Source organism: Roseateles sp. GW821-FHT02E12 (assembly GCF_059421665.1).
On the sequence record NZ_JBWKVK010000005.1, the window covers coordinates 95,132 to 109,712 of the forward strand.

Consider the following 14,581-nt stretch of genomic DNA (forward strand, 5'->3'; position numbering starts at 1 on the left):
CTCTAGTTCGGTCTGAAGAGGGTCGCGAAGGCCGCGCCGCTGGGCAGGGCGGGCTGCACGCTGGGGCTGCTGCCGTCATGCAGCCACAGGGAGCAGCCCTGCAGGCCGTCCCAGGCGGCCTTGCTGAGCAGGGCCGCCAGTGCGGCGGGCGCTGCGCCAATCGCGGCTGGGCTGGCGGGCAGCGGCGCGTTGGCCAGCGCCGCGTCCAGGGCTTCCGCCGTCCAGTCGTCCTGCAGGGCCTGGACGGCAATGTCCTCCAGCTGGCCGGCCCAATGCCACAGCGCGGCCACCTGGGCGCCGTCGACGGGCCGAGGCAGCGGCTCGCTGACGACGACGAGGGGGAAGTAGCGGCCGACGCGGTCCACCGAAGGGATCATCACGCCGACGCGCATGCTGTCACCGGACTCATCGGGCAGGGCGCCTGGCAGCAGCGCAAAGCGCCAGGCGGGGCTGGCGAGGTAGTCGTTCAGCCAGGTGTCGGGCGCGGCCACGCGCAGCTGATGCAGGCCGGCGGCGAGCCAGCCATCCCATTGCGCGATCCATTCCGGCGTAAGGCGCCGCGAGGCGAAATCACCCAGCGCAGGCAACTTGCCATACCAGCCAGCAATCGCATTCACAGCGCCCCCGGGCAACGGAACTGCTGCAGCTCGCGCAGCCGGAAGGGGTTGAAGACGCTGCTGGCCGTCACTTCCAGGCGGGCGCGGTGGCCGTCGAGGTTGATGACGACGATGAAGCGCTCCGGCTGCTGTGGCGAGCCTTGCACCTCGAAGCGGTCGAAGAGGCGGAACAGCGCCCAAGGGCCGTCGAAGGTGACCGGCGTGCCGCCCGGCTGGCCGCTGAGCTTGATCTGCGAACTCAGCCGCGCGCCCGGCCATTGCAGGCTGACGGCCTGGTTGCTGCCGGCGGTGAACTTGCTGACCTGGCCGTCGATGTCCAACGTCAGTTCCTTCAGGCCATCGTTGAGCTCCAGCACGCGCACGTCGACGCGGAAGGCCGGCGACTTGCCGCCGCCGCGGAAGAAGACCTCCCGCACGCGGGTGGCGCGCTGGAAGTCGGCCAGGGCCGCCGGCGACACCGGCTTGGTGCCGTCACCCGTGGGCCGGAAGCTCCAGGGGTTGGTGCCCACGTCCACCAGGGGGCTGAGCTTGCGCGTGAAGAAGTCGTCCATCATGCCGCCGGGGGCAAAGAACTGGCCGAAGTCCTCGGGCAGCACGTCGACCTTGGAGCCTTGAGCGACCGGATAGCGGCCGGCGATGGCGCGGGCGCAGAACTCGCTGACGGGCTGCAGCTCGCCGGTCAGGCTCTGGCGCTCGACGAGGCGGCTCTGGTTGTCCGATGCCTCGGCCAGCGCCTCCAGCGCGCCGCGCAGCGGCTCGGGCTGCTGGCCCGCAGCGGCTTTGAGCTTGCCGCCTCCGCCACCCGCGGGCGGCGGCGACTTGCTCTTCAAGGCTTCCTGCACGGCGCTGAGCTGCACATAGACCTCGTTGAACATCTTCATCACGTCGTCCAGCGGCGGCGGCGTGCCGGTCACCAAGCGGCGCAGCGCGGCGAAGTGGTCGTCGACGATCTTCTCCAGCGGGCCGTCACGCGAGATGGACGTCGGCGCCTTGGCCTGGTTGCCGGCCAGGCGGGCCAGCTCGCCGCCCTTGGCGAAGATGGCATCGTCCTTGCGCTTGGTCAGCTCCTTGTCGATGCTGTTGTCGTTGCTGACCGGATCGATCAGCGTCGTCTCCTTAGACGCGGCGCGCAGGAAGGCGGCCAGCGGCGAGTCCACCGCCGACACCAGGCGCGACACGGCAATGCCGCGGTCCAGGCCGTTGAGCTTCACGAGGCGCACGTCAGCCAGATACGCGTCCCAGACCTTGACGTACTCCTCCAGGTAGAGGCGGCGCACGCGCTCCACCAGCGTCTTGTCGGCCGCCTGGCGCTTGGCGGTGGCGGCGTTGGTGCCCAGCACCCAGGCTTCCTCGTCGGCCAGCTGCTTGGCGGTCTTGTCTACCGAGGTCTGGAAGGCCTTCTTGTAGCCATCCTTGGTGAACATGCCCGGGATGCCCTGGGTCAGCGGCAGGCCGGTGGCGCGCACGAAGACGTTGGGGCTCTGCGGGCCGGCGGCAGCCGCCACCGTGAAGGGGGGCAGGTCGCCGTCGATCTGCGCGCGGCGCAGGCGGCTGAAGATGCGGTACTCCAGCGGGTAGGCACCCAGCATCTCGCGCACGCTGGACACCAGCGTCTTGTCCATCGGCTGGGCCACTTCAAACGCGCCGCGCGACAGCAGGGCGTCGAGGTGGTTCTTGAGCAGCGCCACCTTCTCGGCGCCGAGGCTGCCTTCGAGGTTGGCGTCCCAGTCCAGCCCCACCCAGGCCTGCAGGCCGGGGGCGTCCAGATGCTCGGGCGTGTAGAGCATCAGGTAGGCCTTCAGCGACTCGTAGGCGAACTCGAGGTTGTCGCGGTTGGCGGTGCGCAGCCGTTCCTCCAGCCGGGCCGCCACGCGTGGTGCCAACGCACGTTGCAGCAGGCGGTGGTAGGAGACCTGGGCACCGGCGTCGAGCTTGTCGCCCTGGAAGAGGCCGAAGCCCAGGGACAGCGGCGGCGCGTTCAGCGCGAAGCCCGGAGGCTGGGCGGCATCGCGGATGGCGGCCAGCGCCTCGGGCAGGGCCGAGGGGTCGCTGCCGCTGGTGGGCGGCAGGGCGGTGATGGTGTCCTTCAGCCCCGGCAGCTTGGCTTCGATGTCGGCGATGTAGCGCTGGTTGCCGAAGTAGCTGAAGCCCCAGCCGACGAGAAGCGTCAGCGTGACGATGCCGAGCACCGCCAGGCCGGCCAGTCGCAGGCGCGCGCTGCGCCGTTCGACCTGCGCGTTCTGCCCGACGAGGCCTTGTTCGACGAAGACGACCTTGCGCAGCAGGTGGTTCAGGAAATAGCTGCGGCCCTTGGCCGCTGCCGGCGGCGTGAGGCGGCGCTCGACGCCGAAGGTGCGGGCCAGTGCACCGAGCACGCGGTCGATGGGCGTGCCTTCTTGCGTGCCGCTGGTGAAGTAGACGCCGCGCAGGCGCGGGGCTTCGTCCAGCGCACCACCGCCGCCGAACACGGTTTCCAGGTAGCCGCCGAGCAGGCCCTTGAGCCCGCCGAACTGCTGCGGGAAGGCGAAGATGGTGGCGCGCTTGAGCGTGTCGCTCTCAGCCTCCATGCGCTCGATGAGGCGCTCGCGCAGGCGCTTCTCCAGCGACGCGAACTCGCCGCCGAAGTTGGCCATCAGCTCCTCGCCCGGCTGGGCAGCCAGCGGGAAGGTGAAGCCGAAGACCTGGTCGCGCTCCTCCTTGCCCATGGGGCCGAAGGTCTCGTTGAAGCCGGCCAGCAGGTCGCACTTGGTGACCAGCACATAGACCGGCACGCGCACGCCCAGGCGCTGCTGCAGCTCCTGCATGCGGCCGCGCATGCGCGAGGCCTGCTCCTTGCGCTGGTCGGGCGGCAGGGCCAGCAGGTCCTGCACGCTGATGGTCAACAGCACGCCGTTGATGGGGCGGCGCGGGCGCGCCTTGCGCAGCAAGCCCAGGAAGGTGTCCCAGGCCGCAGCGTCGGTGTCCTTGTCGGAGTCCTGCGTGGCGTAGCGGCCGGCGGTGTCAATCAGCACGGCCTCGTCGCTGAACCACCATTCGCAGTTGCGCGTGCCGCCCACGCCGCGCACGCTGGCCTGGCCGAGCTTCTCGGTCAGCGGGAAGTTCAGGCCAGCATTCAGCAGCGCCGTCGTCTTGCCCGAGCCCGGGGCGCCGACAAAGATGTACCAGGGCAGCTCGTACAGCGACGTGCCGCCACTGAACAGGCCCTTCTTGGAGCCCGGCGCCTTCTTCAGCAGGCCGATGGCTTGCGAGAAACGCTCCTGCAGCACCACCTCTTCCTTGGCGGAAGCCGACGGCCCGGAGCCCATGCCCTTGACGAGGGCGGCGTTGATGCGGCGCCGGCGCATCTGCGCCCAGACGAGGCGCAGGCCGCCCAGCAGCCAGACGACGGCCAGCGCGATCCAGCGCGCGAAGCTGGTGTCCAGCGGCCGGTGCTCGCCGAAGGCGATCAGCGGGCCGACCCACCAGACGAGGGCCGAGATGACGAGCAGCACGAACACCCCGAGGGTGATCGGGTGGAACAGGATGGACAGGAGTTTCTTCATGATCAGCGGCCGTCCTGAACCATCAGCGTGACTTCGACTCGGCGGTTCTTGGAGCGACCGGCAGGGGTGGCGTTGTCTGCCACGGCTTCAGCGTCGGCACGGCCTTCAGCACGAAGTCGACCGACCTCGACACGCTCGGCCAGCAGGTTGCGGAAGGCTTCGGCGCGGGCCTGGGACAGATGCCAGTTGGACGGGAAACGCAGCGAGCGGATGGGCTGGTTGTCGGTATGGCCGGTGATCTGCACTTGGCCCTTCATGCGCTGCAGGGCCTCGCCGATGCGCAGCACCAGCGGCCGCAGCTCGCTCGACACCTCGGCGCTGCCGGGGCCGAACAGGCCGTCGCCCTTGATGACGACGACGGAGCGGTCCGCCAGGTCGTTCACCTGGATCAGGCCGGCCTTGATGTCCAGGTCCAGCAGCCCGGCCAGGCGCGGTGCGGCGGGCGGCGGCGTGGGTGCGGCGACGGCGGCGGTCTTCACGTCGAAGCTGCGCAGCGACGTGAAGGCCTCGTCCGACGCGCCGTTGATGCTGAAGCGCAGCGCCATGTAGGCGACGAGCAGCAGCAGCGCCGTGGCGGCGGCGATGGCCCACAGCGGCAGTCGCTGGCGCAGGCCGGCTTCGCCCGGCTCGGCACCCTGCCAGCGCGGCGACAGCGCCGGGTCGGGGTTGCTGCCCTGGCGCAGCATCTGCGCCAGGCGGGCACGCACGCCGTCGAGCTGGGCGCGGCCGTTGTCGATGACTCGGTAGCGGCCCTCGAAGCCGAAGGCCAGGCAGACGTAGAGCAGCTCCAGCAGGTTGCGGTTGGCCGGCACGTTCTCTGCCAGCTTGGCCATCAGTGCAAAGACCTTCTCACCGCCCCAGGACTCGTTGTGGAACTGCACCAGCAGGCTCTGCGCCGCCCAGGCGCCCGAGCCGCCCCAGGGCGTGCTGGCGGCGGATTCGTCGAGCAGCGTGCACAGGATGTAGCGGCCGGCGATGACCTGCTCGTTGGGCAGGCCCTCGGCACGCGCCTTGGCCTCGAAGGCCTTGACGCCTTCGGACAGCGCCTCCTTCAGCCCTGCGGGGTTGGGGTGCTGGGCACTGTGGCGCACGCGCGGCGCGGCCGACAGCAGCGGCATGGCGGCGGCCACCAGCGGGTTGAGGCTGGCGGTCGTCAGCGCTTCCAGCGCCATCGGCGCCTCCCTGCCGGCAGGGGCGGCGGGCATGCCCGCAGGCGCCTGGCCTGTGGGCCCGGCAGGCTTGGCCGGCTGCTGGATGCCCGTCATCGGCCGGCCTGCGCTGGGCTTGATGACGGTGCGGTCCTGCCCGAAGGCGGCAAAGGGGTCGTCGTTGTTGGGATCGCTCATGGGGCGGACCGATCAGAAAGAGGTCGTCAGGCGCTTTTCAAGCACGAATTGCCCAGAACTCGAGTTCGAGCCCCGGGAACTCACCGGCGATGTGCATGGCCAGGCCGCCCGAGCTTTCGAGCTGCTTCCACAGCTCGTTGCCGCGGGTCTCCAGCTCGAAGTAGTTGTGGCCCGCGTGGTACGGGATCTGGCGCGGCGCCACCGGCAGCGGGCGCAGCGTGACGCCGGGCAGCTGCAGGTTGACGAGGTCACGGATGCGCTCGACCGGGCCGATCTTGACCTGGGTGGGGAAGCGGGCGCGCAGCGCGTCGCCGGGCAGCTGTGCCGACACGGCGAGCACGAAGGTGGCGCTGCGCTGCAGGGTCACGTCGGGGATGAGGGCCACGCGCACACCGTAGGCGCGGTCTTGCAGCTCGATGGGGATGGCCGTCTGCTCCATCACCATGGACAGCGACTGGCGCAGGTCGTCGATGACGGGCCGGAAGGTGGCGGCGAGGTCGTCGTGGACGTAGTCGGCGTAGTTCGCGGGGCGGCGGCTGTCGCGGAAGGTGGCGAGGTCGCCGGCCAGTGCCAGGCAGTCGCTGTACAGCCGCTCCGGGTGCAGCAGCGACACCGAGCGCAGGTGGTTGAACAGGGCCTGGTTGCGGTTGACGGCTTCCAGCAGCAGGAAGTCGGAAATCTCACCCACGCCGCCGCGGCCGGGTGCAGCCAGGCGGGCGGCCAGGGCCTCGCCGCGCTGGTTGAGCAGGCCGCAGAGCTCGCGCACATAGCCGTCCAGCACCGGGTGGGCGGGCGCGTGCAGCAGCGGTGGCACGAAGCTGGGGTCCAGCACGACGCGGTTGTCGGCGCGGCGCTCCACGACGCGGGCCACGCCCAGCGTGGCATAGCCCTCGCCGGCATCACGCTGCAGCATCAGGCGCAGGTTCAGCCGGCCGATCTGCAGGGCGGCGTCGCGGTCGAGCTGGGAGTTGCTGTCGCCGACATTGACCTCCGCAGCCTGAAAGCGCGGGCCCATGGCGCCGGCAGCTTGCTCGGCATCGGTCTCGACGACACCGGGGCGCTGCAGCGTGACGGCCAGCACGACGATCTCGTTGCGGGCGTCGGCAGGAATGTCCAGGGCCGCGGGTGCGGCGTCGCCGCCGGGCGCGGAGAAGGCCGTGCCGTCGGGCAACAGGCCCTGGGCGGCGGCCAGGCCGACCTTGCCCAGGGGCAGGGAGGCTTCGTCCAGGCTCAGGGCCGCGAAGCCCCAGGCATAGGCGACGGCTTGCTGCAGCCGTTGGCGCCACTGGTGCTCCCAGTGGCGGTCGTGCTGCTGGAAGTGCTGCGGCTGGAGGAACATGCCCTCCGTCCAGATCACTCGATCACGCCAGGTCATGGATGGGATAGCCTCAGGAGGAGCATGGTGGACGGACAGGGGGCATGGGACAGCCTCGGCGGCCTGCGATCAGGCAGTGAGTGACTGCGGCGCCGGCTTGGTTCCCCGCTCCGTCGGGAACCATTCGCGGCTGGCGGTCACTCAGTCAGCGGTTCATTCCCACCGCCGACACGAGTGCCCGTCATGAAGAAGTTTGCCCCCCTCCTGGTTCTTTCATTGTGCGGTCTCACCCTGAGTTCCTGGGTGGCAGCACAGACGCCCGAAATCCCGCCGCCCGCCGCTTCGGCTGCCGAGGCCGTGGACCTGGGCAAGACCGTGCCCACGGCCGAGTCCATCGCCGAGGGCCTGTTCCCCGACGACAAGTGCAAGGAACTGGAAGCTTCGGGCTTCAAGTGCATGGGCTTCAAGCCGGCCTTGAAGTACTCGCTGCCGGCCACGGCCTTCAAGGTCGGCTCGGCCGAGCTGCCCCCGGTGCTCAAGAAGCAGCTCGACGTCTTCGCCGACGTGCTCAAGACCAAGAAGAACAGCGACCGCAAGGTGCGCGTCATCGGCCACGCCGACGCCTCCGGCACGCCGCAAGCCAACCAGGCCCTGTCCATCAAGCGGGCCGAGTCGGTGCGCAACTACCTGGTCAGCAAGGGCACCGACCCGGCGCTGCTGGTGATCGAGGGCGTGGGCGCCAGCGAGCCGAAGAACCCCGCCAAGCCCAAGGCCGACGAGAACCGTCGGGTGGAAATCGGCAGGAAGTAGGGAGCCCCTCGCCCGGTCTCGCCTGCTGAACGCGGCGAGCCCGGTCGGTCCCCCGAGGGGACGGCGATGCTTGCGGCATCGAGCCGCAAGCACATCGCCCGCGCGGGCCGGCTTGGGGCGGCCCGGCGCTCGGCCCGGAATGCTCAGGTTTTCGCGACCAAGGAGAAGGTCATGCCTCAACATGTCTGCAAGGGTGCGCAACTGCTGTGCACCTTCGGCTCCAAGCCCAGCGCGCTGGAAGTGCTGCCGCTGAACAAGATGAAGACCAGCAACCAGTTCGCGGCCAACATCATGGACAACAAGCCCATGGTGAACATCCAGCCGTTTGGCCCGTGCAAGAGCATGGCCAACCCGGCTGTCGCGTCTGCCACGGCCGCCGCCACAGCCGCCGCCCAGGGCGTGTTCACGCTGACGCCCATGCCCTGCATGCCGGTCTTTCCCGCGCCCTGGGTGCCGGGTGCGCCGACGGTCATGCTGGGCAACATGCCCGTGCTGAACAACACCTCCAAGCTGATGTGCGCCTATGCCGGCGTCGTCAGCATCACCGTGCCGGGGCAGGTGACCGAGATGGTGCCCTAGCAAAAGGCTGGTGGCCCCAGCTGCCCTGCAGGCAAGGCTTCTGCTGGTTCTTGAGCACGACTGGGTTTGCGAGATCGCTCCAGCTGCAGCGTACGCGGGTGCTGGCACCGCGATTGATGATTGCGTTTGCCATCAGGAGCGCAAGTTCAGGGGCCTATGGCAGCGCCGCCATCACTCCCATTTATGGAACCACAGACAACCCTGTGCTGTGCCCAGGGACGGATAGCGCTGCCTCTTGACATTGGCGATGGTCTCGGCATCAAACAGCCCCTGGGGGCTGGACGCCACGATCTCCGCCTTGGTGATCACACCGCCCTCGACGTCGTAGCGCACCAGCCCCCAGCCATAGGGGTGCGGGTTGATTTTGGGCGGTGGGATGTTGTAGTCGAATTGCCCCAGCGCGGCGCACTCGGCACTCAGAAGCTGGTGGGGAGGTTCAGGCAGCACCGGCGCCCGTGCGAGCTTCGTGGCGCAGCCCGCTAGAAGGATTGCCAAACCGCAACTAAGCAGAGCCAGGCCACGCATCGCGTCCCTCCATGAGGAGAAAAGCCGCCCTCGACGGCTTTGTTGTTTTCAATGGCGACTGAGCGCTCAGGCTCAATCGTTCCCTAACCACAACGCCAAGGCGGTGTAGTTGTCGTGGTTGGGCTTGTTGGCCGCGGCCAGCCGAACGCGCTGGCCCAGGTCGTTCAGCCAGGACTGCGGTTCCGGCGCGAAGGACAGGGCGACGGCGATCTCCTCGTCGGTCACCCATTCCCACAGGCCGTCTGTGCACAGCATCAGGGCCTCGCGGCCTTCCAGCGGCCAGGGCTCGGGCGCGACGCTGATGTGCAGGTCCTCGCCCTGGGTGCCCAGCGCCGAGTAGAGCTCGCTGCGCTTGGGGTGCACGCGGGCGCCGGCTTCGTCGAGCATGCCGCCGTCGATGAGGGACTGCACCAGGCTGTGGTCGCGGGTGCGCTGGGCCAGGCGGCCGTCGCGGAAGGCATAGAAGCGCGAGTCGCCACAGTGGCCCCACAGCGCGGTGCGCTCCTGCAGGTCGATGGACAGCACGACCACCGTGGAATGCATGTTGCGCAGCTGCGGGTTGGCCGCGCGCTGCGCGAGCAGGGCGCGGTTGGTGTCCGCCAGCAGGGCTTCCAGCGCCTGCGGGTGGTGGGCGGGCAGGCTGGCATAGCCCTGCAGCACATGGCTCACGGCGAGCTTGGACGCGATGTCGCCGCCGCCATGGCCACCGGCGCCATCGGCCAGCACGCAGCAGAGGTAGCGCTCGGAATGCCAATGGCCGCAGGCGTCCTCGTTGTAGTCGCGGCCGCCCTGTTCCGACATCAATGCGAGCTCGATTTGCACAGGGCTCCTTCTAGCGTTGTTCTGAGTTCAGCGCGTCGAGTTGCGCTTCATAGGCGCGCAGGAACTCGCGCCCGAAGACCTGGTGGAAGTCATCCGACAGTTCGCCGGCGATCTGCTGGTATTCCTGCTGGAACACCGACCACAGCTGGGCCTTGCGCGCGGCCGGCAGCAGGCTGGACAGCACCGACTTCTGCGTCAGCCGCGACTCCAGCGAGGCGGGGTCGAAGCGCTGCAGCAGGCCTTCCAGCGCGGCGCGCATGCCGGCCAGGAACGCGAGCTGGTGGGCGCGCAGGTCGTCGAAGGCGTCGCGCATGGCCTGCTGCGGGGGGATGAAGCCGCGCACCGATGGGCCCAGCAGATGGCCCAGCGCCACCTCGGCCGTGGGCGAGAACTTCAGCGGGTTGTTTTCCTTGGCAACGATCATGGTCGCCTCGGCGCGCACCTCGCGCTTCAGCGCGGCGCGGGCGACCAGCAGGTCCACCGTGCCGCGGGCCGACTCGTGCACGAGCTGGCCCAGCAGCCGCATGAACTCGGGCGTCAGGCCGCTGGCGGGCAGGTTGGGAATTCCCAGGCCTTCGCGGAAGGCGGCCAGTAGGGCGGCCTGGTCGGCCGGCACAGCGCTGGCGACTGGTGCCGTTGGCGCCGCGGAGGCTGCAACAGGGGCCGGCGGCGGCATCAAGGGCGCTGGCGCTGCTGCAACCGGGGCAATGACCGGGGCAACAGTCTGCGCGATGGTGACCGGCGCAGGAGCCTCGGCCTTCTTGCCGGCGCGGATGATGGTGCGGCCCTCGCCGGCGCTGTCGTTCCAGGACACGACGGCGCCCGACAGCGTGCCGGACGGGTCGAGCGCGTTCAGCGCGGCCATGGAGGCGGCCGAGGGGCGGGGATGCTGGGCGGAGGAGCGCGACGATGGCGGGGCGCTGACCGGCGCGTTCGGAGGAAGGAAGGGCCGGTTCAGCTCCGAGGCCGTGTCGGGCAGCGCCTGGCCGGCTGCGGCGGGCAGCATGCCCAGCGCCTGCATGGGGTCGGCATGGCCGGCCATGTTCGGCTGGGCGACAGCCTCGCCGAGCAGGGACTGGGCCAGCGGGTTGTTGCTGGCCGGCGAGGGCGCGCCCAGGCCGAACAGCATGTCCAGCGAATCGCCACCCGCGCCGCGGCCGCTGCTGGCACCGGGCAGGTCGGGGATCAGCGGCGCGGGCGCGCCGGCGCCCAGGTCCAGGCCAAGGGCGCGTGCGCCGGCCGAAGCTTGGGGGGCGGCCGCCTGCCTGGGCGCGGCCGCGGGTGCGAAGGGGTCCCAGTCGGCGGGGATGCCGCCCATCGCGGCAGGCGGTGGTGGCGGTGCGTTGAACGATGCGGGTGCGGGTGCGCGCGGCATGGGGGGATTGGTGCCGCCGAACAGGCCCAGCGGGTCGGCGGCCGCCACATCGCGGCGGATGCCGGGCTGGGTGAGGGCTGTGGCCGGTGCCATGCCGAAGAAGTCGGCGAAGGGGTCGGCCGCTGCGCCGGTGGGGCTGCCGGCTTCGACGGTGAGGACGTAGCCGCCGATCTGGATCTGGTCGCCGGGCTTGATGGCGGCTTCGCGGCCCTTGCCGAGCTGGACGCCATTCACGCTGATGGCGTTGCTGCCCTGGTCGACGATGCCGAAGCCGCTGGCGGCGCGGAACAGCACGCGGGCATGCACGCGAGAGATGGTGCGCTCGGGGTCGGGAAGCACCAGCTGGTTGGTGTCCGCACGGCCGATGTCCCCGCCGAGTTCGTCGAACTGGGCGGACAGCGGCTGGCTCACGGGCGCGCCGTTGAAGGTGGTGACGTTGAGGCGAATCATGGTGAGCGATTCTCAGCGCGGCATGCGCCGGCGACGACCCCTGCAAAACGGGTTGGTGCTCATCTCAGCACATAAACCTTGCCGTCGATCAGCGTCAGCCGCAGGGCCCAGGCCATGTTGCCGATCGTTGCATCATCGTTCTGGGTGCCGAGCACCGGGGTGCCCAGCGGATTGAGGCATTCCAGCAACCGCCCGCCGGCCGATAGGCGTAGCAGCAGCGTCTCGGCCGTGGGAGGCTCCAGCGTCGCGAGCGCGCCGGCCTGCCATAGCTGCTGCACCTGCTCGCGCAAGGCAGCCGCACCCTGGCCGGCCGGGCGTTGGTAGGCCTGGTCCACCTCCTCCAGCCGCAGGCGGCAGGCGGTGAGCAGGCTGTCGGGGTTGCCGCGCGACAGGTCGAAGGCGATGCGCTGGATCAGCGCCAGCACGGTCTGGCGGTCCTGCGGGCCGGGATTGAGCACCGGAGCATCCAGCCAGCGCCAGCGCGGGAAGCCGACCGGCAGCTCCAGGTCCTGGTGCTGGGTCGTCGGCGCCTCAAAGCTGGCGCCTTCCTCCACCGCCCAGTTCACCTCGGCGAGCACGCGCACCGCTTCGTCCGCCAGGCTCTTGCCCAGGCGTAGCAGCACCAGGCGGGCACGCGCCTGGGCCGGCCGCGATGCCAGGCGCGGCTGGGCCGGCGCGTTGGGTGCGGCCACGGCCTGGGCGATGGGGGGCGGTGCGATGACCAGGCTGATGCGGTTGCTGCCGTTCTGCAGGTATTCGTGCACCGTCACCGACTGGCTGCCGACGCCGGCCGGCAGGCTCAGCACCGGCACGCCGTTGACCAGCGCCTCGACGGGTTCGCCACTGGTCTGCACATGGAGGCACATGAGGCGGTCCATCAGCCGGCACTCCAGTCGACCAGCGTCAGCGCGGGTAGCAGCTCGCGCCGCTGACGCTGCGTACCGCCTTGAGGGTTGTGGCGCAGCAGCATGACGTTCACGGGCTCGATGGCCAGACGGTAGAACCACTGGCTGCCGCGGCCGTCGGGCCGTTCGCGCAGGCCGCACTCGCCCACCACCGCACCGCGCAGCGACTCGTCCAGCGGGCCGGCCGACAGCAGGGCCGGGTCGCCGGTGGCGATGGCGTCCACGCTCAGCACGAAGGGATGGCGCCACACGCATTTGGCGTGGGCCAGGCCGTGGCCCTCGGCCGCCGTGGCGCCGCGCTGATCCAGCGTCATGCGCCACTCGGTCTGGCCCTGGGCGCGCGCGCCGACGCGGGCGCGGCTGCCGGCCCACTCCACTTCACCGGAGAGGCGCAGGTCGAGCATCAGCGCGGCGAAGTCGATGGCGCCTTGCAGTCGCACTGCGATTTGGTCATCGTCGCCGTGCTGCCAACCCCAGGTCACCGCCGCCTTGCCCACCAGCGGCGCGGCCTCGCCTTCCAGGCGCCCGGTGGTGCCGTCCATCTGGCGCGCCCAGGCATTGAACAGCTTCTCGAGCCCGCTGCGGGTCATCGGCTGCAGGCCCTTCCAGTCCTTGAGCCACACCGGCGTCGGCTGCTCCTCGCCGTCTGCTTCCAGCCGGCAGATCGTCTTGGCGGGCGGCGCCAGCGTGAGTTCGGCATCGGGCCAGGACTGAGCCATCAAGGCGCCGTGGCGGATCTTGAGCAAGCACTGCGTGGCGGCGTGCACCTGCAGGCCGATGTCCAGGCTGCCCAGCGGCGCGCCCGCGTCGCGGATGCCGCAGCTGGCCACGGCCACGCGCTGCGCGTCCGGCGGCTCGCCGTGGCCGATGCCGCCCGGCCCGAGCTTGGAGTCGGGCGGAGGTGTCGCGGGGGCGTGCAGCGTCAGGCTGAGCCGGGCGGTATCGGGCCCGTGCCACTGCAGGCGGCCGGCGGCGCTGTGATGCACGACTTCCGGATGCAGCTTGGCGTTGCAGGTCGCGAGCTGCTGCACCACGAGCTGCAGCCGGGCGCTGGCGCCGGCGCCCACGGCGCGGCTCAGCACGGGCAGCAGCAGGGCCTGCGGTGGCGGCGAGGTCAGCGTGTGAGGCTTGGGCGCCCAGGGTGGCAGGTCGACCCGATCCCAGCGGTCCTCCACCGCGGCATAGGCCTGCAGCAGCTTGGGTTCGATGACGGCGAAGCTCACGCTGCCGAGATCGCAGGCCTTGGGAACCGGCGGCAGCGGCAGGTCGAGATAGACGGACCGCCCCAGCAGCACGCGGGCCAGGCCGGCTTCGACGGCGGCCAGGGCCTGGTCGAAGGTGGCGGGGGTGAGGGCGTCGACGGTGGTCGCGGGGGCGGCCTTGGCGTGGCGGCGCACCAGCTCCTCACGTGAGCGGTGGCTCAGCTGATGCAGCGCGACGGTGGGGCGCAGCTTGGTGTCGGCGCAGATGGCGGCTGCCCATTCGAAGCCCTTGCGGGTTTCGAAGCCGGCACCCCACAGGCAGCACAGGCTGGCAAAGCGCGCCTGCTCGACGGCCTGTTTGAGGCCCAGTTGCAGCGCGCGTTGCAAGGCCGCTTCGACGAAAGCCGGCCAGCGGTCCTGCAGGCGCTCGGCCACCGCCGGCCAGGCCTCGCCCAGCAGTTGCACGAGTGAGGCGGCATCACGGCGTGCCTGCAATTGATCGACCAGCTCGAGCTGCTGTGCGGTGAGGTTCAGCATGGATTCACTTCGGCTGGACGGTGCGCTCGTCGCGTTGCAGGACGCCGTCGGCCTGCGCCCACCAGACCCAGCTCGACGGTTTCAGCGCCACCATCGACTGGCCAGCCGCGAAAACCTGGTCACGCTGCGAGTGGCTGCAGCCAGGCAGGAAGTTCTCCAGCAGCTCCGGGTCCCACCAGGCCCACGGGCGGCGGTCGCCGTTGGGCAGGCGCACTTCGCCGAGGTCACGCGCGAGCTCGCGCATGGTCAGCAGCGGGCGGTTGGAGCGCATCAGCACGCCCCAGCCGGTGAAGGCGGTGGTGGCTTCGTCGATCAGCCAGCGCAACAAGGCGCTGTCGGGGGCCAGCTCGGCGATGTAGGCGGCCTGCGCGGCCTGTGCGGGCGGCAGGGCCCCACGCCGCAGGCAGTCCCAGTCGGCGTTGCCTTGCGCCAGCCGGGCCGGCAGCCCCGGCACCACGCGGCCGTCGATGACGGCATGCACGCGCGCGCCGTCCACCGCCCAGAGGGCAGCTTCGAGTTGGGGCAGGCTGAAGGCCGCACTCATGGGCGCACCTGT

Annotated in this window: 12 protein-coding genes; 2 read left to right on the top strand and 10 right to left on the bottom strand. The window is 70.4% G+C overall.

Annotation, left to right across the window (positions count from 1 at the left end; translation table 11 throughout):
* Positions 1-2: 2 nt before the first annotated feature.
* From tagF to tssK, 4 genes are read right to left on the bottom strand one after another with little or no spacing between them, the layout of a single operon-like run.
* Positions 3-617, bottom strand: a complete 615-nt coding sequence (gene tagF, locus AC07V5_RS27835; RefSeq protein ID WP_495118862.1) for a type VI secretion system-associated protein TagF — start codon at positions 615-617, stop codon at positions 3-5.
* Positions 614-4,159 (bottom strand): type VI secretion system membrane subunit TssM, encoded by a 3,546-nt coding sequence (gene tssM / locus AC07V5_RS27840; protein WP_495118863.1) that lies wholly within the window; start codon positions 4,157-4,159, stop codon positions 614-616. Before tssM ends, tagF begins: the two co-directional genes overlap by 4 nt.
* Before the next feature lie 2 nt (positions 4,160-4,161).
* Positions 4,162-5,505 carry a DotU family type VI secretion system protein gene (locus AC07V5_RS27845; RefSeq protein WP_495118864.1) on the bottom strand — a complete coding sequence of 448 codons (1,344 nt, stop codon included), beginning with the start codon at positions 5,503-5,505 and terminating at the stop codon, positions 4,162-4,164.
* A 37-nt stretch (positions 5,506-5,542) separates the two neighbouring features.
* Positions 5,543-6,880 (bottom strand): type VI secretion system baseplate subunit TssK, encoded by a 1,338-nt coding sequence (gene tssK / locus AC07V5_RS27850; protein WP_495118865.1) that lies wholly within the window; start codon positions 6,878-6,880, stop codon positions 5,543-5,545.
* 243 nt (positions 6,881-7,123) lie between these two features.
* On the opposite strand from tssK, the gene AC07V5_RS27855 reads away from it, so the two are divergent.
* Positions 7,124-7,630 (top strand): OmpA family protein, encoded by a 507-nt coding sequence (locus AC07V5_RS27855; protein ID WP_495118866.1) that lies wholly within the window; start codon positions 7,124-7,126, stop codon positions 7,628-7,630.
* Positions 7,631-7,801: 171 nt separating this feature from the next.
* Entirely contained in the window at positions 7,802-8,209 is a 408-nt protein-coding gene (locus tag AC07V5_RS27860; RefSeq protein WP_495118867.1) for a DUF4280 domain-containing protein, read from the top strand.
* 171 nt (positions 8,210-8,380) lie between these two features.
* On the opposite strand, the gene AC07V5_RS27865 is transcribed toward AC07V5_RS27860, so the two are convergent.
* From AC07V5_RS27865 to AC07V5_RS27890, 6 genes are all read right to left on the bottom strand, one after another.
* Complete coding sequence (locus AC07V5_RS27865; protein WP_495118868.1) at positions 8,381-8,734, bottom strand: energy transducer TonB; 354 nt, start codon at positions 8,732-8,734, stop codon at positions 8,381-8,383.
* A 72-nt stretch (positions 8,735-8,806) separates the two neighbouring features.
* The gene (locus AC07V5_RS27870) at positions 8,807-9,556 is read right to left on the bottom strand and encodes a PP2C family protein-serine/threonine phosphatase (RefSeq protein WP_495118869.1); all 750 of its coding nucleotides are present in this window, start codon (positions 9,554-9,556) and stop codon (positions 8,807-8,809) included.
* Between the two features lie 10 nt (positions 9,557-9,566).
* Positions 9,567-11,381 (bottom strand): type VI secretion system-associated FHA domain protein TagH, encoded by a 1,815-nt coding sequence (gene tagH / locus AC07V5_RS27875; protein WP_495118870.1) that lies wholly within the window; start codon positions 11,379-11,381, stop codon positions 9,567-9,569.
* A 59-nt stretch (positions 11,382-11,440) separates the two neighbouring features.
* On the bottom strand, positions 11,441-12,259 hold the full coding sequence (locus AC07V5_RS27880; RefSeq protein WP_495118871.1) for a hypothetical protein: 819 nt from the start codon (positions 12,257-12,259) through the stop codon (positions 11,441-11,443).
* Complete coding sequence (locus AC07V5_RS27885; RefSeq protein ID WP_495118872.1) at positions 12,259-14,025, bottom strand: hypothetical protein; 1,767 nt, start codon at positions 14,023-14,025, stop codon at positions 12,259-12,261. The genes AC07V5_RS27880 and AC07V5_RS27885 overlap by 1 nt, the downstream gene beginning before the upstream one ends.
* A gap of 4 nt (positions 14,026-14,029) precedes the next feature.
* Positions 14,030-14,569 (bottom strand): DUF4123 domain-containing protein, encoded by a 540-nt coding sequence (locus AC07V5_RS27890; RefSeq protein WP_495118873.1) that lies wholly within the window; start codon positions 14,567-14,569, stop codon positions 14,030-14,032.
* Positions 14,570-14,581: the final 12 nt, after the last annotated feature.

Coding starts and splice junctions, on each gene's coding strand:
- tagH (WP_495118870.1), bottom strand. CDS start 11,381: ATGATTCGCCTCAACGTCACCACCTTCAACGGCGCGCCCGTGAGCCAG.
- AC07V5_RS27885 (WP_495118872.1), bottom strand. CDS start 14,025: ATGCTGAACCTCACCGCACAGCAGCTCGAGCTGGTCGATCAATTGCAG.
- tssM (WP_495118863.1), bottom strand. CDS start 4,159: ATGAAGAAACTCCTGTCCATCCTGTTCCACCCGATCACCCTCGGGGTG.
- AC07V5_RS27865 (WP_495118868.1), bottom strand. CDS start 8,734: ATGCGTGGCCTGGCTCTGCTTAGTTGCGGTTTGGCAATCCTTCTAGCG.
- AC07V5_RS27845 (WP_495118864.1), bottom strand. CDS start 5,505: ATGAGCGATCCCAACAACGACGACCCCTTTGCCGCCTTCGGGCAGGAC.
- AC07V5_RS27880 (WP_495118871.1), bottom strand. CDS start 12,259: ATGGACCGCCTCATGTGCCTCCATGTGCAGACCAGTGGCGAACCCGTC.
- AC07V5_RS27860 (WP_495118867.1), top strand. CDS start 7,802: ATGCCTCAACATGTCTGCAAGGGTGCGCAACTGCTGTGCACCTTCGGC.
- tssK (WP_495118865.1), bottom strand. CDS start 6,880: ATGACCTGGCGTGATCGAGTGATCTGGACGGAGGGCATGTTCCTCCAG.
- AC07V5_RS27890 (WP_495118873.1), bottom strand. CDS start 14,569: ATGAGTGCGGCCTTCAGCCTGCCCCAACTCGAAGCTGCCCTCTGGGCG.